At 38.0% G+C, this 21,280-nt stretch carries 16 protein-coding genes; 11 read left to right on the top strand and 5 right to left on the bottom strand.

Going from position 1 to position 21,280, the window contains the following annotated elements:
* Positions 1–142: 142 nt before the first annotated feature.
* On the bottom strand, positions 143–1,648 hold the full coding sequence (locus H0184_RS00130) for an MFS transporter (protein ID WP_221819668.1): 1,506 nt from the start codon (positions 1,646–1,648) through the stop codon (positions 143–145).
* A 642-nt stretch (positions 1,649–2,290) separates the two neighbouring features.
* Between H0184_RS00130 and H0184_RS00125 the strand changes: the two genes are divergently transcribed.
* The 3 genes from H0184_RS00125 to H0184_RS00115 all read left to right on the top strand — a co-directional run bounded on the left by H0184_RS00125 (position 2,291) and on the right by H0184_RS00115 (position 5,679).
* Entirely contained in the window at positions 2,291–3,457 is a 1,167-nt protein-coding gene (locus H0184_RS00125; protein WP_221819666.1) for an ROK family protein, read from the top strand.
* Positions 3,458–3,891: 434 nt separating this feature from the next.
* Positions 3,892–4,092 (top strand): hypothetical protein, encoded by a 201-nt coding sequence (locus H0184_RS00120; RefSeq protein WP_221819664.1) that lies wholly within the window; start codon positions 3,892–3,894, stop codon positions 4,090–4,092.
* 153 nt (positions 4,093–4,245) lie between these two features.
* Positions 4,246–5,679 carry an alkaline phosphatase PhoX gene (locus tag H0184_RS00115; RefSeq protein ID WP_221819662.1) on the top strand — a complete coding sequence of 478 codons (1,434 nt, stop codon included), beginning with the start codon at positions 4,246–4,248 and terminating at the stop codon, positions 5,677–5,679.
* A 241-nt stretch (positions 5,680–5,920) separates the two neighbouring features.
* On the opposite strand, the gene H0184_RS27920 is transcribed toward H0184_RS00115, so the two are convergent.
* The 3 genes from H0184_RS27920 to H0184_RS00100 form a co-directional block, all read right to left on the bottom strand.
* Positions 5,921–6,658 carry an SH3 domain-containing protein gene (locus H0184_RS27920; protein ID WP_221819660.1) on the bottom strand — a complete coding sequence of 246 codons (738 nt, stop codon included), beginning with the start codon at positions 6,656–6,658 and terminating at the stop codon, positions 5,921–5,923.
* 5 nt (positions 6,659–6,663) lie between these two features.
* Complete coding sequence (locus H0184_RS00105; protein ID WP_221819658.1) at positions 6,664–7,584, bottom strand: hypothetical protein; 921 nt, start codon at positions 7,582–7,584, stop codon at positions 6,664–6,666.
* Between the two features lie 314 nt (positions 7,585–7,898).
* A complete protein-coding gene (locus tag H0184_RS00100; protein WP_221819656.1) occupies positions 7,899–8,870 on the bottom strand; it encodes a bile acid:sodium symporter family protein in 972 nt (323 codons plus the stop codon).
* Positions 8,871–9,612: 742 nt separating this feature from the next.
* Between H0184_RS00100 and H0184_RS00095 the strand changes: the two genes are divergently transcribed.
* From H0184_RS00095 to dgoD, 8 genes are all read left to right on the top strand, one after another.
* Positions 9,613–10,389 carry an IclR family transcriptional regulator gene (locus H0184_RS00095; protein WP_221819654.1) on the top strand — a complete coding sequence of 259 codons (777 nt, stop codon included), beginning with the start codon at positions 9,613–9,615 and terminating at the stop codon, positions 10,387–10,389.
* A 291-nt stretch (positions 10,390–10,680) separates the two neighbouring features.
* Entirely contained in the window at positions 10,681–11,997 is a 1,317-nt protein-coding gene (locus H0184_RS00090; RefSeq protein ID WP_221819653.1) for an ABC transporter substrate-binding protein, read from the top strand.
* Positions 11,998–12,045: 48 nt separating this feature from the next.
* On the top strand, positions 12,046–12,972 hold the full coding sequence (locus H0184_RS00085) for a carbohydrate ABC transporter permease (protein WP_313771697.1): 927 nt from the start codon (positions 12,046–12,048) through the stop codon (positions 12,970–12,972).
* Between the two features lies 1 nt (position 12,973).
* Positions 12,974–13,801: a carbohydrate ABC transporter permease gene (locus tag H0184_RS00080; RefSeq protein ID WP_221819651.1), complete on the top strand. Its 828-nt coding sequence runs from the start codon at positions 12,974–12,976 to the stop codon at positions 13,799–13,801.
* Between the two features lie 62 nt (positions 13,802–13,863).
* On the top strand, positions 13,864–17,040 hold the full coding sequence (gene ebgA, locus H0184_RS00075; RefSeq protein ID WP_221819649.1) for a beta-galactosidase subunit alpha: 3,177 nt from the start codon (positions 13,864–13,866) through the stop codon (positions 17,038–17,040).
* Between the two features lie 70 nt (positions 17,041–17,110).
* Positions 17,111–17,740: a bifunctional 4-hydroxy-2-oxoglutarate aldolase/2-dehydro-3-deoxy-phosphogluconate aldolase gene (locus tag H0184_RS00070; RefSeq protein WP_221819646.1), complete on the top strand. Its 630-nt coding sequence runs from the start codon at positions 17,111–17,113 to the stop codon at positions 17,738–17,740.
* 31 nt (positions 17,741–17,771) lie between these two features.
* Positions 17,772–18,779 (top strand): 2-dehydro-3-deoxygalactonokinase, encoded by a 1,008-nt coding sequence (locus H0184_RS00065; protein ID WP_221819644.1) that lies wholly within the window; start codon positions 17,772–17,774, stop codon positions 18,777–18,779.
* 42 nt (positions 18,780–18,821) lie between these two features.
* On the top strand, positions 18,822–19,970 hold the full coding sequence (dgoD, locus tag H0184_RS00060; protein ID WP_221819642.1) for a galactonate dehydratase: 1,149 nt from the start codon (positions 18,822–18,824) through the stop codon (positions 19,968–19,970).
* Positions 19,971–20,103: 133 nt separating this feature from the next.
* Here dgoD and H0184_RS00055 read toward each other — a convergent pair whose 3' ends face one another.
* Positions 20,104–21,267 (bottom strand): serine hydrolase domain-containing protein, encoded by a 1,164-nt coding sequence (locus tag H0184_RS00055; protein ID WP_221819640.1) that lies wholly within the window; start codon positions 21,265–21,267, stop codon positions 20,104–20,106.
* Positions 21,268–21,280: the final 13 nt, after the last annotated feature.

Raw genomic sequence — 21,280 nt, 5'->3', positions numbered from 1 at the left:
GTCGCGTTAAATGATCATGGAGTGAACAGTTCTATGGCTTATTTGGAATTTCTAAAGCGGATATTAGAGACAAGACAAAGAAAAAGGCCAGGTATTGAACCTAGCCTTTACTTTAATTTATTAAAAATACAAATAACTTATTTTAGATAGATTTTGCTTTAGCACGAGTGGCATCAAGTTTCTTATTGATATCTTCCACGTCTTTATCTGAAAGCGGGTATAGAGCCATAACAATCATTGAAACGATCGCAAGCACTATTGGAATCCAGATTGCTGTTAAATTGATACCGGCAAGGGCGCCTGCTGATTGCTTCATTGCATTTCCATCGAAACCGTAGGCTGCAAGCACCCATAACGGAATGGCACCACCAAGTGTAAATCCAACTTTGAAGAATAGACCCATGATGGCGTTAATGATAGCAGCGTTACGTTTGCCGGACTTCATTTCACCATAAGAGACAACTTCAGGAACGAGTGCCCACATGAAACCAGTTGCAGAAGTCAGACCCCATTGTTTGATGAAGGTTGCAACATATGCAAGAGCGAGTGAATCGTGCATGCCTTCTAACGACCATACCCAAGTAAGGAGTTCACCGACAATAAACATGCTAAGGAAGAGATAGAAAAACCCTTTTTTACCAAAGATATGCTTTATTTTTGGCCAGAAGACTGGGAAAAGGATACCAGGGATAGAAGCAATAAGACCTACAGCACCCATCCAGTCTGAGTGGTTAACCGTATATTGGTTAAAGAAACCGTTTACTGTGTTCATGAAGAACATGAAGGTGAAAGCAAGCATAAAGAACAGACCAAGAATAAGAAGTGGTTTATTATTCTTCAATTCAACGAACAGGTCGTAAGCTTTCACTTCTGCTGATTGTTCCGCAGTTGCGACAACTGTTTCTTTTGTGAGACGGTAGCAAAGGAACAAAGCGATAGCCCCGATTACCATGTAAACCATGAAAACCCAAAACCAGGCATTACCAGCTGATACATCCGTATAAGTACCCATGTTAATCTTGAGACCGAAGAACCCTGTGTCTTTTAGTTCGCGGTCTTTGGGTGCTGCCATTTGCACAAACATTGGGAACAGTGTGTAAACCATTAGATTAGCAACGTTAGACAGCATCATACGTGTGGTTGTGATTTTATCTACTGATTGTGGGTTCCGTGTTAGTGATGCATTTAATGAACCGTAAGGAATGTTTACCAGTGAATAAACCAAGTCAAGCAGCAAATAAGTGATAAAGGCTACTGCGACTGAACCCCGAATTGCTGGTATAGGAACAAATAGCATCGCAGACAAGATAACAAGCGGAATCCCTGCATATAGAAGCCAAGGACGATATTTACCGTGCTTGAACGTTCGTTTATCGACGTAGGTACCAACCATCGGATCCCAGACGACGTTGACGATTCGGACAAACAAGAAGATGAACCCAGCTGCTGCCGTACCAATGGCATTAACGGTAGTCAGATAGAGGGCAAGGAAACCTCCTACTGTACCAAATACGAGGTTTTGGGCGAAGTCCCCAAGACCGTAACCGATACGTTCAGCAAGGCCGACATCGCGATACTCGTCTCGTTGAATGTTTTCTGTATTTTTATTATTGTTCATTTCTTGGACCGTTGATTCCATTAAAGCCATGAGTATGGTTCTCCTTTCAATATTAAACCGATTTATCCGCTTACAATAAATAATAGACATTGTTAATAATCTATTTGAAAAAATAAGCTGCACGATTTTCATAGACATAAATTTAAGGTTTAACCGCTTTCACGTTGGTTAAAAAAAAGATAGGATTAGGCAAACTACATAATTGGTTAAACTTGATAATGTGATCGTGTTCACTATCTAACTATAAAATGTTAACATAGGGAAATTGATAAACATATATCCGCATTCCTTAGTTTATTTGAATAAACAAACTAAATATACTTTTTATGCTTTTATGCTAATTTCAAATCATCAAAAACAATAAAATAATTCATGCAAACGCTTAAGGTGTTGCGTTAAATTGCTTTTTTTAAAGCCTTTTTTCACCTCTTTTAATCTAGTAATCTCACATTGAAACCGTCTACACTTCATTGCAGAAAAGACAAATTTAGCTCGAAACTTTGTTTGTCTATCGGATAAACTAAGCGATGAATTTATACTAGCACATATTTTTGGGATGAACAATATACAAATTTATATTTTTTTACGTTATAATAAAATAATAAAATGAAATAAAGGAATCGGACCTTTGTTTGATAGGATAAACAAACAAATAAGAGAGGAGGAAAATTAGTGAAATTAGCAGACCCAAACTCTATTAAAATGCATAGTCAAGAAGTAATTCTCAATACTATAATGAAGCACTACCCAATCTCTAGGGCAAAACTCACGGAATTAACGAATTTGAACAAAGCAACCATTTCTTTGCAAACGAATTCATTAATTGAAAAACATCTCGTTTCCGAAATTGGAGCGGGAGTATCTAATGGGGGCCGAAAGCCTATATTGTTAGTTTTTAATAAAAATGCCGGTTATGCTATTGGAGTGGAACTAGCAGCCAATTATATTTTAACGATTTTAATAGATCTAGAAGGGAATATGCTTTACTCTGACTATTTTGAATTTGTAAACGAATCAATGGAAACGCTTAAATCCATTTTAATTGAAAGAATTGGACTAGTAACCAATCAGGCACCGGAATCTCGATACGGCATTATTGGTATTGGGGTTGGGGTCCATGGATTTGTAAATGAGAATCAAACTGTAATTTATTCTCCCCATTCAAATTGGGACAAAATTGACATAAAAAATTTGCTCGAGGTTCATTTTAACCTTCCTGTTTTTATTGATAACGAAGCAAACGCCGGCGCATATGGAGAAAAATTGTATGGTGCAATAAAGGATTCCCATAACAGCATTTTTGTAAGCGTCGGAACTGGTATTGGTCTTGGAATCATTGTAAATAATGAACTTTACCGTGGATCTGCTGGAGTTTCAGGAGAAATGGGACATACCACCATTGAATCAAATGGAAAAAAATGTGACTGCGGAAATCAAGGATGTTGGGAACTGTATGCATCTGAAAGTACGTTCTTCAAAAATCTTTCCAAGGTAAAAGATGGAAGGGTACTGACACTTGAAATGGCCAATAAAATGATACAGGAAAACGATGGGGATATATTGATGGAAATAGAAAAATTTGGTCATTATTTAGGCATTGGGCTAACCAATTTGAACAATACTTTTAACCCTGACTCGATTATCTTGAGGAGTAACTTGATTGAGGCTAACCCAATCATTTTAAAGTCAATAAAGAAGGCGGTTACAAAGAGAGTCTCAAGGTATATACCGGTAAAAAGTGAAATATTCATTTCCCAGCTCAATCGAAATGCCGCATCTCTAGGTGCAGCTTCGTTTATGGTAAAAAAATTCCTAGCAGAACCCAAGATCTTTAAGTAATGATAGATTTATTGAACCTTCAATTTGGTAGGGAAGAGTATGCGTATTTTCTAGGCGCTAACTAAAAACCGCACAGTGGATCTCGCTTGTGCGGTTTTTTAGTGCATGCCCTTGGTATGTTGAGTTAATATTAACGTGTAATTTTTATAACTAGATTGCCTATTCATAATCCGTTTGAAAACATAATAGAATTAAACAATCGTTACTTTGTATTTGTAATCAAACCGCGGATTTATCCTAATTTATGATGATAGTCCAATCCATCCTTGCGTTTTAAAATATTATAGGAGGAGTTAGCACGCAGATATACGGTTGGTGATGAAAAATTGAGATTCCGGATATGGCGATGGATGTGGAGGTTATGGATACGGTTGCTTTTATGGCGGTAGTTCAATTCTATACGTAAATAAAAGAAACAGGAGAGGAAGTGGAGTATGAGATATCAACGAACGTTTTTTATGATTAATGATTTGGTCATCGAAGTTAAGCAGCCTGAAATAACGTTAAAAAAAGTCATAGTAGCCAAAATTAAAATAGAAAATGAAGAATATAGAATGCTCCGAAAAAAATTCGATGAAGATTTATTCCATATAGAGAAAAAGCCTGATGGATGGTATATAACAGAAAAGGAATAAGCACTCTGAATTGATATATACCAAAATGTATTACTATTTACAATTCTTTATCAATAGTTTACTGAATATTTACATAAAACCTATCTTTTCTTAAAATTTCTCAATTAATCTATTACTAGATTCAAAATATACATAATTGAGGAGAGATAGTTAATGAATAATGAAACTTCTAAAAATGCCTTAAACAGAAGAGACTTTTTAAAAGCAGGAGGAATGGGTACACTTGCTCTTACTCTTGGGTCAACTGGTGTGTTAGCCCTCGGTTCGAAAGCATTTGCGGATAGTACTAATAATCCAACAAGCGGTTTTGGGGGTTATGGTCCTTTGGTTCCGGATCCAAATGGAATTCTCGATCTTCCACAAGGGTTTCATTACAAAATTATTTCTAAAGAGGGAGAGTTGATGTCAAACGGGGCAAAAATCCCGGGAGCCTTTGATGGGATGGCAGCTTTCGAGGGTCCTAACAATACCACCATTCTAGTACGGAACCATGAATTGGGTGCAGGGGCAGCATTTGGAAGCAATCCTTATGATGCGGCAGCAAGAGGGGGGACTACGGGGCTGGTTGTAGGACCCAATCGTGAGGTTATCAAAGAATATGTAACCTCTTCAGGGACAATCCGAAATTGTGCCGGTGGAGCGACACCATGGGGTACTTGGTTAACCTGTGAGGAAACGCGTACCGCGACACACGGTTATGTATTCGAAGTAGATCCAGGACAGCCGGAGAACGAAATGTCCAGAACTCCAATCAAGGAAATGGGCCGCTTTTCCCATGAAGCCTGTGCGATTGACCCAGCGACAGGATATGTATACTTAACGGAGGATGCAAGCCCTAGTTATCTTTACCGTTTTGTCCCAAATGATTTAAGCCAAAAGCCAGGAGCGTTACAAAAAGGCGGTAAGCTTTATGCGGCGGCAATTGAAGCGGTAAGTGATCCATCAGCAAGTACATTTAAAACAGGACAAACCTTTAAGATTGTATGGAAGGAACTAGATCCTCATCTTTGCCGCGAGGATGCAAAGGCACAAAACTGCATTGAGTTCAGCAGACTGGAAGGAGCGTTCTTCCAAGAGGGTGTTTTCTGGTTCGACGATACTTCTGCCGGTGATAAAAAACTTGGACGAGTCTACCGTTATATTCCTCACACGAATACATTGGAGCTTTTCTATGAGGGAAATGATGCACGAGAAATGGAATATCCAGATAATATCTGCATGACTCCATGGGGTGACCTTTGGTATGCAGAAGATGGTTCAGGTCAAGATCGATTGTTGGGAATCACCCCAGAAGGCAAAGTTTATCCTTTTGCAGCAAACCGACTAAGTGATTCTGAATTGGCTGGTCCTACCTTCTCACCTGACGGAAACACGCTGTTTGTTAATATTCAAAGCCCAGGCAAAACCTTTGCTATTTGGGGACCGTTCCAACGCAGAAACGCTGCACGTGCAAGGGAAATGTCCTATGCTGCTCCTGCGAATCTTGAACCAATAGTTTCAGAAAAAGTGGCTAAGGCTGCCGAGGAACAAGGTATGTCCATTCTAGAAGCGGCAGCATTTGAACGCCATGGAGTGAAATTAATCTAATTCGCAAAATTCAAGTTATAAATTAAAGTCTAAGTGGTGCCATGCATGGTGCCATTTTTTTTGAATTACAAATAACAAGGAAACATTTGAAAACTAGAAAACTTGATTTATCTGTACTTGAGGTTACATCTAATAGAAAAACAGGTGACAGGAAACTTAAAATTGGCACGTCAACTTTTGATAAATCGGCAGATCTTTAAATTGAAGAGGACTTAAAATCAGGCAGATTATTCTTTCATTGTCATTGCTTTTCTACGACAATCAATGCCGATATCCATCCTTCGACCCCGTTTGTAGTTTGAACTTTTAGCCACTTTATTCCTTTGGAGTCTACTTGTTCTTCATTCAAAAAGTGTATGATTTCTCCATTTGTGATTGTGTATAGACGGGGCGCAGTTAGAGCGGGAGCCTCACGAATATTTCCGCCATCTTCATATTTCTTATTTAAAATCAATTCTTTTTGATCAGGGGAAGCCCCAGTTGCTTGTACGTGCACATGTTCTTGGTTTAACCAAACCTCCGCTTTCCTCCATTTTTGTGTATACCACTCATTTGGATTGTTCATGATGGCAGCAGTTAGAAAAATCACTACAGCCGTGGCAGCATAGAAGGTCCATCTATTAATCCTGCTCTTATTCCTTTTCCGTTTCGTGAAAAGCTTAATCATTTTGTTGAAAAAATTTTCGGACAAGGCAAACATTCCTTCGATGATTTCAATCCATACAGGTATGCCCGCTATTCCTGCTTCTCTCCGCCTTCTTAGTATCGTGGAAAGAAGTGCCATGATTGGGTAAGAAATTGGATATATCATCTTTTTCAACAAACGGCACAATAAGTTTAAGAAGGGAGGAACAATGTACAACAATATCAGCCTTGCGAGTTGCAAGAGCACAAAGAGAGCCAAAAAAAGACGCATCCATTCCGGCAGGACAGTAATTATTGACCAAATCCAAAACAGTTGGTTTAAAATGGATTCCACAATCGCTAGTCTCCTTTATTTAAATAGGATTGAAGTTCTCTCTTTGGACCAGAAATCTGTTTTTTTCTATTGATGATTTCTAGGTTGACAGGGAGATACGGAAATAGTTTTTTCAGCTTGGCCAATCTTTGTTCTGCCTCAAACTGGTCAATAGAGGGATCATTGATTATGTTGAAAAGTTGTTTGTTTACCTCAAATTTGAAGGCTTGATTTTGGTTAAACTCCGATTCCACTAACCGCTTTGCCATTTCATTCTTTTCTCCAAGCTTACCAGCAGTGATAAAATCACCTTCTTGAAGAGCATCTTTAATCGAGGCCGAAATCCGGCGCGCTTCCTCCAAGTCTAGAGCCTCTTGATAGGCGGATAATTCTGCGTTCCGGTCTAAATCGGCAATCGCCTCATCGTGGCGTTGGTCCCGAATACCTTGCCGGATCATAACACGAACATTTCGAACAACAATTCCAGCCTCTCGTAACACCTTGACTAATGGCGAGGTTTGAAAAAATTCTTCAATATGCCGGGCAAAACTCAGCTCCTCTTCAATAGGATAAAATCTTGCTTCCGACTCTACCCAGAAGGGCAAATTATTATTAATAATGTCGCCAAATTCTCCTGCATTTTGTTGAACTAACCTTTCAGGGTGTTCAACGGCAACGTCGATAAATAGATTGACAGAAAATCTTCTTCCTCTTGTTGCAGAAGGGACTTCCTCTTTGTATGTGATGGTATGCTGCTGCATATTGACTGTATAAACCCTTTTATATTTGCCAATCCGTAATTCACTGCGTGACAAACGCTCTCCATTTTTAACTGCATAGTATTCGTTGTGATTATTAACATAAACAAAGGCATAAGTCATCGACGACGCAGGCGGTTTTTCCAAAAAACTAAATTTCACATCTTTAACATCTTCAATAAATTGCATTAGGTTATTTTCCTCCTGGTTTACTATTATATTTGAGAGATCACTTACCCTTGTCTACAATCTATGCAGACAACCAGAAGAAAAGCCCCATATCTTTGCAGAAATTAGAGATTGAGAGATTTGAAGGAATATGATTTTATTGGTTTTTGGGAAAATTGGAGGTGATTTTCATGGAAACAAAGGTTATGCCAAAAAAAGCGGTGTAAGGTAGTTATCTTGAAAAATGCGGAATTGGGTGACAAACACATTTTCTCAATTTCAAAAAAACACACCTTCATGTCGACGTTGAGTTCCAACAATGAAGGTGTGTTTATCTAGCTTGTTAATTGTGAATTTTTTGAATCCGCATCGAGCGATTTATTGTTATCCATCCGATTGAATACGGTCGCTAATATTGGACCAGATATGTTATGCCAAACACTGAAAATAGCACTTGGTACAGCAGATAATGGTGAGAAATGTGCTGAGGCAATAGCAGCACCTAAGCCAGAGTTTTGCATTCCAACTTCAATTGCAACTGCTTTTTTCTTCGATAAATCCATCTTGAATAACTTTCCAAACAAATAGCCCACTAAATAGCCAAGGACATTATGAAGGATAACAACAGCAAATATGAGTAACCCCGTTTTAGCAATATTTTGTTGGTTAACAGATACTACTGCAGCTACAATCGAAACAATTCCGATAATGGATACAAGTGGAAGGACCTTTACACTTGCCTGTGCTTGACGATTAAATAATTTTTTAATAATTAGCCCTAAGACGATAGGTACAATCACAATTTTTACAATGGAAACAAATAGGCTGCCTGGATCTACAGGAATCCATTCGCTTGCTAGTAATAATATAAGTGCTGGTGTTACCACAGGTGCTAGTAGTGTTGTCACTGAGGTAATGGTTACACTTAAGGGTACATCACCTTTCGCTAGGAAAGTCATAACATTAGATGAAGTCCCGCCCGGACAGCAGCCTACTAAAATAACTCCTACAGCAATTTCAGGTGGTAATTGTAATCCTTTTGCAAGTACAAAAGCAAGAAGAGGCATGATTAAAAATTGACCAATAACCCCAATCGCTACATCCTTTGGACGTCTGAAAACTTCTTTAAAATCTCCTGCAGACAATGTTAGTCCCATTCCAAACATAATGATCCCTAATAAGAGGGAAATATGTGGTGCGATCCACGTAAATGCGGATGGCCAAAAAAACGAAAGGGCTGCAAATAATAGCACCCACACGGCAAAGGTACTGCCGGCGAACTGGCTCACTTTCTCTAAAACTTTCATTTTTTACACCTCTGACTTTTTTAATTTATGTAATGAAAAGTATTATAGAATACTTTTTGAATAAAAACAATAGTTAGAATATTAAATTACTAAAACTAAAGTATAGTAATGTTTGAATCAATAGAATAAATAAAGAAGGCAGCAAAGAAATGTGTCTAAGCAAGATTTTCGTTAACTTTTTCAAAAGGACTTGTATATCATCTGAAAAAGTCAATTTTGCACCGTGTGTAGGTTGCGATCTTACAAAAAATGGAGAACTAATGGGGTCTCTTTTATTATTATTATTATTTTTTTTTTTTTTGTTATTTCCGAAAAGTTTTTGGAGTAAATACTTGAAATTATAATGACTTGGATAACAAAAAAAGATAATTCTTAATCTTTAGTTCATAAACAAAAAGTACCAATTTATTTATAGGGCTAGGGGAGTAAAAAAATTATATGTAAAGTAACTTAAAATTATTGGATACAACAAAAGTAGGATTAATTAACTAATTAAAAGATGTATGACAGATAAATGGGCTTTCAAGCTGGAAAATTTCAAAAAGTAATAGATTAGTTACAGCTGTGCTTTTACTAGTAAAAACATTGTTATATAGAAATAATTGAAAATACTAAATATTTAGTTTTTTTCAAAAAATGTAATTGACAACGCTTTCATTAGGATGTAAACTCAAAAACGTAAATGGAACGCAATTCCTTAATACGGAACAAAAAGAAAAATATCCTATTAGTGGGTGGTCAAATGGCAACATCAAAAAGTAATTCCTCAGTTCAATCGGTTGAAAGAGCTTTGATCATTTTAGATGTACTAAAAGAAAATCCAAATGGCTTGGGAATTACTGAAATTGCAAAAAGATTGGATGTGGCCAAAAGTTCTGCCCATCGTTTGACTACTACATTATGTTCATTTGGATTCGTAAGAAAAAACATTGAAAGTGATAAATACCTTTTAGGACTAAAGGTAGTGGAATTAGGGGAAGCAGTGTTAGAGTCTTTGGATTTACGAACCGTTGCCTCACCGTTCCTGCAAGAACTCGTAAATGAATTAGGGGAAACAGTTCATTTAGTGATTCTTGAAAACTCTGAAATTGTCTACATCGATAAAATTGAATCACCTAAAACCATTAGAATGTATTCCAGAATTGGCAAGAGAGCACCTGTACATTGTACAGGCGTTGGAAAAGCTATTATGGCCTTTTTACATGAGGAAGAAATTAATCAAATCATTATTGATAGAGGTCTCAAAAGGTATACGGAATATACCCATACGACAAAAGGAGAACTTTTGAAGAATTTAGAAGAAATTCGTAATATTGGTTATTCAATAGATGAACAAGAACATGAATTAGGGATACGTTGTGTAGCTGCACCAGTCTTTGACCATAAAAACAAAGTTATAGCTGGGATAAGTGTAGCTGCACCGATAAATCGCCTGGAAACAACAATGATTGATAAATATGCAGCGAAAATTACTAATTGCGCTGGTAAAATCTCAAGAGGTTTGGGATACAGGCACTAATAAAATTCTGTTGAGGAAAAAAGTATTAAATATTATTAATCTAGCTTTTTAGGAGGTGATTAGATCTAGAAAAGGGGCAAGGGAGTATCCTCTTCTGATTATGATGAACTGGAATTACATATGAGAAAGTAATTAGTGTTCTGAAAAGTTACCCAGCTAAGAATTCTTGGAAAACCTCTTAGTTAATCAATCAGACGAGGATGAGAAAATGTTTTTTTTTGAAGAGGATTGTAACAACTAGAACATCACTACAAGGATTACTAGCTATTACTATTCGAGGAGGAACCAAGAATGAAAAAACGCTATTTTTCCATTTTCTTAATTGTTGTCTTGCTACTTTCGGTACTTAGTGCTTGTTCTGGGAAATCTACTGCCGGTGGGGAGGCAGAACTGAAGAAAAAGTCTCCTGAAGGTGAAGTATCAGGAGAAATTACAGTTGCAAGCTGGAACCTGGCTGCTGATTCATTAAAAGAGGAAGCCGAAAACTTCATGAAAAAGTACCCTAAAGCAAAAGTTAATATTGAATATGTTACTAGTGACTATAAGAGTATTACCCCTCCTTTGACATCGGGAAAAGGGGCTCCAGATGTAATGCAGATTCAACAGCGTGACTTTGCAAACTTCTTAGAAGTATTTGAAGGGCAGTTTGTTGATTTAACTGCAAGATTAGATGGTAGAGAAAGTGAGTTCGCTGAAGTTGCTCTAAATCTAGTAAAAGATAAAGATGGAAAAATTATGGGTCTTCCGTGGGACATCGGGCCTGTGGGTATCTATTATCGAAAAGATTTCTTTGAAAAAGCAGGAGTTGACCCATCTACTTTAACTACCTGGGATAAGTTTATAGAAGCAGGTAAGAAAATCCAATCTGCAAACGATAATGTATCGATGCTTGCATTAGGTATGAGTTCAAAAGACATTGCTGAAGTGTACCGTATGTTAATGAACCAATTAGGTGCACAGTACTATGATAAGGATGGCAATATCCAATTTGCAACTGAAGAAAATGTTCAAGCAATTGAGATGTTTAAGAAAATCGTCGATGCAGGTTTAGTAGTGGATGCTCCAACTTGGGATGACAGAATCCGTGCATTTGCCAACAATAAAATTGCTTCAGCCATCTATCCGGTTTGGTATGCAGGGACAATCAAAACCCAAGCAGAAAATCAAAAAGGCAAATGGGGGCTTATGCCAATGCCTGCATTCACTGAAGGTGGTCCAAATCAATCCCATTCAGGCGGTTCTACTTTAGCTATCTCTACTCAATCAAAAAATAAAGAGTTAGCTTGGAAATTCATTGAGTACACCCTAATGACAAATGAAGGTCAAGACGTACAAATGAAATATGGTTTGTTCCCTTCTTGGCAGCCTTACTATGAAACTGAGAAATTTAAAGAAATGGATGAATATTTTGGTGTTGCATTATCAGAATTCTTTGGGGAATTATCAACAGACATCCCAACTATTGATTACGGTTCTAAATTTATGGATGTAAATAATGCAATTGTGGGTGCTCTTGGTGACGTTATGGATGGTAAGGAAATTGAAGAAGCACTTAAAGCTGCAGAAGAAAAAGCTGCGAGAGATACAGGGTTAAAGATTAGTAAATAAAAACATAGTACCCCTGGTTCTCCAGGGGTACGAAGTGAGGTGGAGTAGGTGCCGTCGATTGAAACGAAAAAGCAAAATTTAAACTATACGCAACCCAGCGTTAATAAGAAAAAGTTTTCACTTCTTAATTTAAGTCCATATGTATTTATCACACCTTATTTTCTTATCTTTGCTGTATTTATGCTATATCCTTTAATTTATTCTTTTGTATTGAGCTTTAGTAAATGGCGTGCAGGAGTAACCACTTTTGTTGGCTTAGAAAATTATAAAATGTTATTAACGGATCCATTTTTTTGGAAGTCATTGGGAACAACGGGATTAATTTTAGTCATTCAAGTTCCGATTATGCTTATTTTAGCTACAATCATAGCAACTGTCGTCAATTCCGAAAAGCTCCGCTTTAAGGGACTTATCCGATTAGGATTTTTTCTTCCGGTTTTAATTGATTTGGTTACATATGCACTAGTTTTTTCATTACTCTTCAATGAAACTTACGGAATGGTTAATCAAGGCCTAAACGCCATTGGCATTGGAGACATTAAATGGTTCTCCGATGGAACGTGGGCCAAGATATTAATCATTCTAGCAGTAACCTGGCGTTGGACTGGATATAATTCAGTTATTATTCTTTCTGGCCTCCAGGCAGTACCCAAGGATTTATATGAATCTGCAAGTATTGATGGAGCGAGTAAAATAACTAGTTTCTTTAAGATTACTGTTCCATTGTTAAAGCCGGTACTCCTTTTTTGCGGTATTATCTCTACCATTGGAACGTTGCAACTATTTGCAGAACCTTTTGTTTTAACAGGTGGAGGACCAAGAGAAGAAACGACTACGGTCATTCTCTATTTATATGATAAGGCGTTTGGTAACTTTGATTTTGGGTTAGCTTCAGCTGGTGCTTATGTTGTAACCACGATCATTGCGATTTTATCTTATTTTCAAATTCGTATCACAAAGGGAGGGGAAATATAACATGCAAAAACGAGAATTTAACAAATTATTACTTTATATCTTTGCTCTCGTTGGTGTAACGATTTCTGTATTTCCCTTTTATTGGATGTTCACTGCTTCAACGTTAACTGAGTCCCAAATATTTAAAGTTCCGCCAACCCTTGTACCAGATGGAAACTTTATGGATAATTTAAATAATTTAACAGAAGGCTGGCCAATTTGGAGTGCATTAATAAATAGTTTAGTTGTTTCAGGAATCACCACCATTACTACTATTTTCTTCTCAGCACTAGCTGGGTATGCATTCGCTAAATATAGGTTTAAGGGACGTGAGCCTTTATTCATCAGTGTTCTGTTAATCATGATGGTACCAACTCAGGTGATGCTGGTACCGATGTTTATCATTATGATGAATTTTAATTGGATTGATAGCTACTTTGCCTTAATCGTTCCATATCTAGTCACTCCATTTGGTGTGTTCCTAATGAGACAGCAAATGTTAGCGTTTCCAGATGACTTAATAGAAGCAGCTAAAATCGACGGCTGTAAAGATTTTGGGATCTTTTTTCGAATTGTCCTTCCGGTAATGAAACCTGCGTGTGCGGCACTTGGGATTGTTACATTTATGCATTCATGGGGCAATTTTATCTGGCCGTTAGTGGTCGTTTCTTCTGAAGAATTGTATACACTGCCTCTTTTACTTTCTATGATGGTTCAGCCGGGGCAGGTAGTACAGTATGGCCAAGTAATGGTTGCCGCAGCTATAGGTTTAGTACCGATGCTCTTACTATTTCTATTCTTTCAAAAGCACTTTGTTTCTGGAGTGTTTGGCGGTTCGGTCAAAGGCTAAAGGTTATTTCAAATTTCAACTGAGGAACCGACATAAAACTATTAATCGATGGGGGAAATCGTATGAAAAACAATTGGGAAAATTTATCAGTTCTTCATAAAAATCGTTTAGATGAAAGGGCCTACTTTTTTCCATATAAAAATGAACAATCTGCCCTGACCTATGATAGGGGGAAGGCAGTTAGTTTTCAGCTGCTTAATGGACTATGGAATTTTCACTATGCAGAGAATCCGACTTTCGCACCGAGTGATTTTTTCAAAGAAACATTTGACACCAGTGATTGGGATCAGCTGCATGTTCCTTCTAACTGGCAGCTGCATGGATATGGCAGACCGCATTATACGAATGTTCAATTTCCGTTTCCAATTGATCCTCCTCATGTTCCAACGGAAAATCCAACAGGGTCATACCGACGGGAATTTGAGGTGCCGAGTGAATGGATAAACCAAGCTATTATCTTACGCTTTGAAGGTGTTGATAGTGCCTTTCATGTGTGGGTAAATGGTCAGGAAGTCGGGTATAGTCAAGGCAGCCGGGTACCAAGTGAATTTGATATTTCTTCAGTTGTCCGCGAAGGTAAAAATGTAATTGCAGTCCAAGTCTATCAATGGTCTGAGGCAAGCTATATTGAAGATCAGGATATGTGGTGGCTGAGCGGTATTTTTAGAGATGTGTATCTGTTGGCCAGACCAAAGGTCCATATTCGAGATTATTTTGTGAGAACGATACTGGATAATAATTATGAGAACGCCCAATTAGAAATAGACGTAAATCTATTAAATAAGAATTTCTCTCCAGTTTCCAAATATCAGGTAGAAATGAAACTTTTCAATCAAAGTGTTGAAGATGTCATAGTCCACGATTTAAAAAATATATCAATTGCCGGTGGCGATGAGACAAAGCTTTCTGTTGAAATCCCAGTTGATAATCCAGATAAATGGTCGGCAGAAGATCCTAATTTATATCATCTCCTGATAACGTTAAAGGATGAAAAAGGAAATGTTATTGAAGTTGTTCCAACGAGAGTAGGTTTTCGTTCAGTAGAAATAAAAGATGGTCTCCTGCAAGTCAATGGTGTTCCAATCATGATTAAAGGGGTAAATCGCCATGATCATCACCCGGACCTTGGAAGAGCGGTACCGTTGGAAACAATGATTGAAGATATTCATTTAATGAAGCTTCATAATATTAATGCCGTCAGAACATCCCATTATCCAAATGATCCTCGTTTTTATGATTTATGTGATGTATATGGATTATATGTCATTGACGAGGCAGATCTGGAGTGCCATGGGTTTCATGTTATAGATGACATTAATCAAATTAGTGATGATCCTGCCTGGAAAGAGGCTTATGTAGATCGGATGAAGCGAATGGTTGAACGTGATAAGAATCATGCCTCTATTATCATGTGGTCACTAGGTAACGAATCAGGATTTGGTAGAAATCATGTCGCGATGGCTGAGTGGTCAAAAGAAAAAGACCCTACAAGACCAATTCACTATGAAGGTGAATGCCGTTTTATCATGACGGGAGATCAAAATAATCCAACAAAAGATCCTATTGCCTCTGACGTCCATACAACGATGTATACTTCGGTAGAGATTATTGACGAATTAGGAAAAAGAGATGATTTGACAAAACCACATATCCTTTGTGAATATGCACATGCAATGGGCAATGGTGCAGGTGGATTGAAGGAGTATTGGGATACTTTTTACAAGTATCGCAGATTACAAGGGGGATTCATTTGGGAATGGATTGACCACGGAATCAGACAAATTAGTGAAAACGGTGAAGAGTATTTTGCCTACGGAGGAGATTTTGGAGATACACCTCATGATTCTAACTTTGTTATCGACGGTCTCGTTATGCCTGACCGTACACCTTCACCATCATTAACGGAATACAAAAAAGTTATAGAACCAGTGGTTGCAAATGCCGTGGATCTAGAAAAAGGAATTGTAGAACTTACGAACAGATTTGATTTTATTTCCTTAGATCAGCTGCAATTAACATGGTCAGTTGTATGTGATGATCAAATTCTTGATCAGGGACTGCTTTCTATTCAAGGAATTCAAGCGGGTGAGACAAAGAAAATCGTAATCCCATTTGTGCTGCCAACGCAAGTTAAATTAAACACTGACTATTGGTTAAATTTAAGCTTCCGTACAACAGTAGACACGGTATGGGCTCAAGCAGGCTATGAATCAGCATGGGCACAATTTAAGCTGCCTGTTGCTGCTGCTGAAGTGGATGAAACCACTCCATTACAATATCCACTTCATGTTAAAGAATGTAATCGTTTCATTTCAGTTTCCGGTAATGGTTTTGATTTTGTCTTTAATAAAGTATTTGGTGTTATTGATTCTTGGTTAGTTGATGGAATGAAGGTTCTTGAAGAAGGTCCAAAACTTAACTTCTGGAGAGCGCCTACTGATAATGACAAACTTGCCAGCGGTAAATGGAAGGACATTAGTTCGAAAGAGGCATGGCAAAGACATGGCCTGCACTGGATGCAGCACAGAATCAATGATGTATCGTATGTTGAATCATCTGACAAAAAGAAAGTGGACATTCATGTGGACGTTCGTATTGCACCACCAAGACTCTCTTGGGGTATCAGCAGTACTTATACCTATACTATTTTCGGCAGTGGTGATGTTGTCTTAAAAGTAAAAGGAGCACCAAATGGGGACCTGCCAGAAACTTTACCTAGAATTGGTTTAACCATGAAGCTTCCAAAGGCATTTGAAAATGTTTCTTGGTATGGTCTTGGTCCAGGTGAAGCATATGTGGACAGTAAAATGGCTAATCGTGTGGGTATATGGTCTAGAAAAGTGGATGATTTGTATACACCATATGTATGGCCGCAGGAAAATGGAAATCGTCATCAAGTTAAATGGGTATCATTAACAGAAGCGAATGGTTTCGGTCTGTTAGCAGTCGGCAAACCTGAAATTGATTTTAGTGCTCATTACTATACTATTGAAAATTTTGAAAAGGCTAATCATACGTATGATTTGAAAAAACAGGACTTCATTACCTTTAATTTGGATCACAAGCAGCATGGACTTGGTTCTTCTAGCTGCGGTCCAGACGTGCTAGAGAAATATCGTTTAAGACCAGAAGGTTTTGAATTTGAAGTCAGGTTTAAACCTTATTCAAAAAACCAATCTTCCCCTATAGAACTGAGTAAGGTTCAACTAGAAGGAATAACCGAAAAACAATTTGTATAAAGCTAGATGAGATCCTATTGTGTTTAACCGTACAATAGGATTCTCTATAGTCTGAAAGAAGGGATTTCATTTGCTAGACATTTTACAAAAAATAAGAGAAGAAAAGATTGTTTCAATCATTAGGTTCAAGAATGCTAACGACCTAGAAGGGGTAATTGATGCTTTGTTTGAAGGAGGAATCCGCTTAGTAGAAATCACGATGAATACCCCAAATGCACTACAGGGTATTGAAATAATTCAAAAAAAGTATCCTGACATGCTAGTTGGTGCTGGTACAGTGTTGGATGAAGAAACGGCAAGGCTAGCTATTCTTTCCGGTGCCAGCTTCTTATTAGCACCTACTCTAGATGAAGGGTCGATAAGAATGGCAAATCGTTATAGCATTCCTATGATTCCAGGAGTTCTAACTCCAACTGAAATTTTGAAGGCCAGCGAAGCGGGTGCGCAAGTGGTAAAAGTATTTCCGATTCGCTCATATGGCCCTCAGTATATTAAAGATATAAAAGGACCATTGCCACACGCTAATATCATCCCTGTGGGCGGTGTGAACATAGAAAATGCTAAGAATTATTTGGATAGTGGAAGTTTTGCGGTTGGAATTGGAACGCCATTGGTGAATAATCAACTGATTGAGCAGAAGAATTATAATGAGATTTATAATCGTGCGAAAAGATTAATAGAAGCTGTAAAGCAAAGGTAAAAAATAAAAGAGATACGAGTGGTGAAGAATATTGTATATTATTACCATTGATTCAGGCACAACCAATTCTCGTATTCGACTAATCGAAAACAAGCAAAACACCGTTATAGACGTTATTAAGAAACCAGTAGGTGTTAGAAATACAGCCATAGATGGGAATATAGATGCATTGAAAAACGGTATAGCAGAAGGACTGCAAGAGATAATAAATCGAAACAAGCTCCAATTTAATGACATTCAATATATTGTAGCAACGGGGATGATTACCTCAAACTTAGGCCTTCATGAGGTTAAGCATATTGAAGGGCCATGTGGTCTTGAAAAGTTTGCCAAAGCCTCATCTGTACAAATAGTTGAAAGTTATTTTAATATTCCATGCATTTTTGTGCCAGGTATGAAAAATAGAGTAGAGGATTACCCTGGAAAACTATTGGAAAATATCGATTCTTATGATGTTATGCGGGGGGAAGAAGTTGAAACCTTTGGACTTTTACACCAATTAGGATTAAAAGGAAAAGGGATGATTCTTCTGCCGGGCTCCCACACTAAATTTGTCTTTGTGAATAATGGGCAAATTGTATCCTGCTATTCTACATTATGCGGGGAGATATTATTCGCTGTAAGCAGGAATACAATCCTATCCAGTTCATTAAATGAAGAGTTGATAACTGGGATTGAAAGAGAGTATCTTATCGAAGGTTATAAGTCTAGCAAGAAGTTCGGTTTAACACGGTCATTATATCATGTCCGTCTATTACACTTGTTTGATCAACAAATGAATGACAACCAGCGATCCAACTATTTTGCAGGTGCTGTGATAGCTTCCGATATTCATTCCATTCAAAAGAGTAATAGGTTTGAAGACCTTAATTGGGTCGTTATTGGCGGAGCCAATCCTCTGCGAAAGGCATTTGTAGAAATCTTTTCTCATATGGAGTTGTCGGATATAGTGGTAGAAGCAACAGATGAACAGGTAGAACTCTCCACGGTTATAGGTTCTAAAGCAATTGGAGATATTGTATCGTTGAATTTGGTCTAAATGAAAGAAAAAATATTACTTCTCTAAGAGGTGAATTTAGTAATGAAGATTACTAGTCTAGAATGCTTTATTGTTCCTCCAAGATGGTTGTTTTTAAAGATTGAAACGGATGAAGGAATTGTTGGCTGGGGCGAACCAATTGTTGAAGGAAAGGCTCATACAGTTAAGGCGGCAGTTGAAGAACTAGGAGAATATCTTATTGGGAAAGATCCAATGAGAATTGAAGATCATTGGCAAGCACTCTATCGTTCAGGCTTTTATCGGGGCGGTCCGGTTTTAATGAGTGCGATTGCTGGGATCGATCAGGCTTTATGGGATATTAAAGGTAAATACTTTAATGCCCCTATTTATCAATTACTAGGAGGATCTTGCCGTGATTCTGTCCGTGTATATTCGTGGATTGGAGGTGATCGGCCAAGTGAAGTTGGAAGAGAAGCTAAAGAAAAAGCGGAAGCCGGTTTTACCGCCATTAAAATGAATGCAACGGAAGAGCTTCAATATATCGATTCTCATAAGAAAATTGATTCTGTTCTCGAGCGAGTTGCTGCCATTCGCGAGTATTGCGGAAATGATTTGGAAATTGGAATTGATTTTCATGGAAGAGTACATAAACCAATGGCCAAAGTTTTAGCAAAAGAACTTGAGCAATTCCGGCCTATGTTTATTGAAGAGCCTGTACTACCTGAAAATAATGAAGCATTGAGGGAAGTTGCTCACGCTACAACGATTCCGATTGCAACGGGGGAAAGAATGTTTTCTCGATGGGACTTTAAAAAGCTGTTATCCGATGGTTATGTAGACATTATTCAACCAGATCTTTCCCATGCCGGCGGCATAACGGAGTGCAGAAAGATAGCAGCAATGGCCGAAGCTTACGATGTAGCAGTAGCACCGCATTGCCCGCTTGGTCCGATTGCATTAGCAGCATGTTTACAGGTTGATGCTGTATCTCATAATGTCTTTATCCAGGAACAAAGTATAGGCATTCATTATAACAAAGGCAATGATTTGCTGGATTATATTGTAGATCCAGCTGTATTTGACTATAAGGATGGCTTTGTCCAATTGCCAACAGGACCTGGGCTTGGAATTACAGTCAATGAAGAATATGTTAAAAAACAAGTGGAAGTTGGCCATAATTGGAAAAATCCTGTATGGCGACATAAAGATGGAACAATTGCAGAATGGTAGATTGTAAACTATATTTTCTTGAAATATATTAAAAAACGAAAACTGCTATCCAATGGGTATTGATAATTAACAGTTTATAACAAAAAATTCCCATTCCTTATGGATTTGGGAATTTTTTATGTTTTGGATGTTCTTAAAGCGAACCATAAATAACCGAGCGAAGCCGAGGCTGATGGTAAGCCTCGAAGTTAGGCATCATTTGCTGCATATACACAGCAGAAAGCTTTTCTTTTGGGTCAATCATTACCCAGGTGCCCGCTAAACCGCACCATCCGAATTCTCCAATCGAACTATTACTGCCGCCTAAAGGTGGATCCATCATGACTCTGACACCCAATCCATAACCATAGCCCTTCAAATACTCCCAGTTATAGTACGGCAGCACGTCTGGCTGTAGATGATTGGTGGACATGAGTTCAATTGTCTTACTTCCTAAAATTTTGACACCGTTAAGCTCGCCGCCATTTGCCAGCATATGGGCAAATCGACTATAGTCGGCTAACGTAGAAAGCAAACCTCCGCCTCCACTTTCAAACTTGGCTTCTGCCTGGTAATTTCCATCCATTAAAGAATTTTTGGTTAACTCCCCATTTTCACTGCGATTGTAAAGGCTGCAAAGCCGCTCTTTTTTCTCCTCGGGAATCTTGAAAAATGTGTCCTTCATTTCTAATGGATCAAAAATTTCATCTTTTAAAAATTGTCCAAAGGATTTACCTGACAGTACTTCAATCAGTGCTCCTAAGACGTCATGGCTATAGCCATATTGCCATTGTGTGCCCGGTTCAAAGGCAAGTGGAACCTTGCTAAGTATTTGGGAGAGGGTTCTTACATCTAAATTCTCAAGACCCTTGTCGTTATTAAAGTTATTGAGCGCCAGTGTAACCTGACGTTCTGTTTCATTTCCTTCCCCTCCATAGGTTAATCCGGAGGTCATCATGAAGAGATCTTTAATCCTGATTGATTTTGAAGAGGGTAAAGTCGACAACTCTCCGTTTTTAGTTCTATGGTAAACTTTTGGTTCTTTGAATTCCGGAAGATACTCTTCCAAAGGATCATTCAGCAAAAACAAACCCCGTTCATATAAAATAAGGGCAGCAACACAAGTTACCAATTTGGAGTTTGAATAAATTCTATAAATCGTATCTGGTAATATTGGTTTTTCCGTTTCAAGGTCGGCATATCCAACGTAATCTTCAAATGCTGTTTTCCCTTGATAGGTAACGGAACAGGCACATCCAGCAGGACCTTTTTCGACAAAGCTTTTTAATAATGGATGTAGTTTTTCAAAAGATTTCAAACAGTTTCCCCTC

The sequence above is a fragment of the Neobacillus niacini genome, assembly GCF_019749295.1.
Taxonomy (GTDB): Bacteria; Bacillota; Bacilli; order Bacillales; family Cytobacillaceae; genus Neobacillus; species Neobacillus niacini_D.
This window is presented reverse-complemented; position numbering and strand designations above follow the sequence as displayed.

Bases quoted from the DNA above. Each gene is read 5' to 3' on its own strand.
- H0184_RS00130 (WP_221819668.1), bottom strand. From the start codon at position 1,648: ATGGCTTTAATGGAATCAACGGTCCAAGAAATGAACAATAATAAAAAT.
- H0184_RS00120 (WP_221819664.1), top strand. From the start codon at position 3,892: ATGAGATATCAACGAACGTTTTTTATGATTAATGATTTGGTCATCGAA.
- H0184_RS00115 (WP_221819662.1), top strand. From the start codon at position 4,246: ATGAATAATGAAACTTCTAAAAATGCCTTAAACAGAAGAGACTTTTTA.
- H0184_RS00105 (WP_221819658.1), bottom strand. From the start codon at position 7,584: ATGCAATTTATTGAAGATGTTAAAGATGTGAAATTTAGTTTTTTGGAA.
- H0184_RS00100 (WP_221819656.1), bottom strand. From the start codon at position 8,870: ATGAAAGTTTTAGAGAAAGTGAGCCAGTTCGCCGGCAGTACCTTTGCC.
- H0184_RS00095 (WP_221819654.1), top strand. From the start codon at position 9,613: ATGGCAACATCAAAAAGTAATTCCTCAGTTCAATCGGTTGAAAGAGCT.
- H0184_RS00090 (WP_221819653.1), top strand. From the start codon at position 10,681: ATGAAAAAACGCTATTTTTCCATTTTCTTAATTGTTGTCTTGCTACTT.
- H0184_RS00080 (WP_221819651.1), top strand. From the start codon at position 12,974: ATGCAAAAACGAGAATTTAACAAATTATTACTTTATATCTTTGCTCTC.
- ebgA (WP_221819649.1), top strand. From the start codon at position 13,864: ATGAAAAACAATTGGGAAAATTTATCAGTTCTTCATAAAAATCGTTTA.
- dgoD (WP_221819642.1), top strand. From the start codon at position 18,822: ATGAAGATTACTAGTCTAGAATGCTTTATTGTTCCTCCAAGATGGTTG.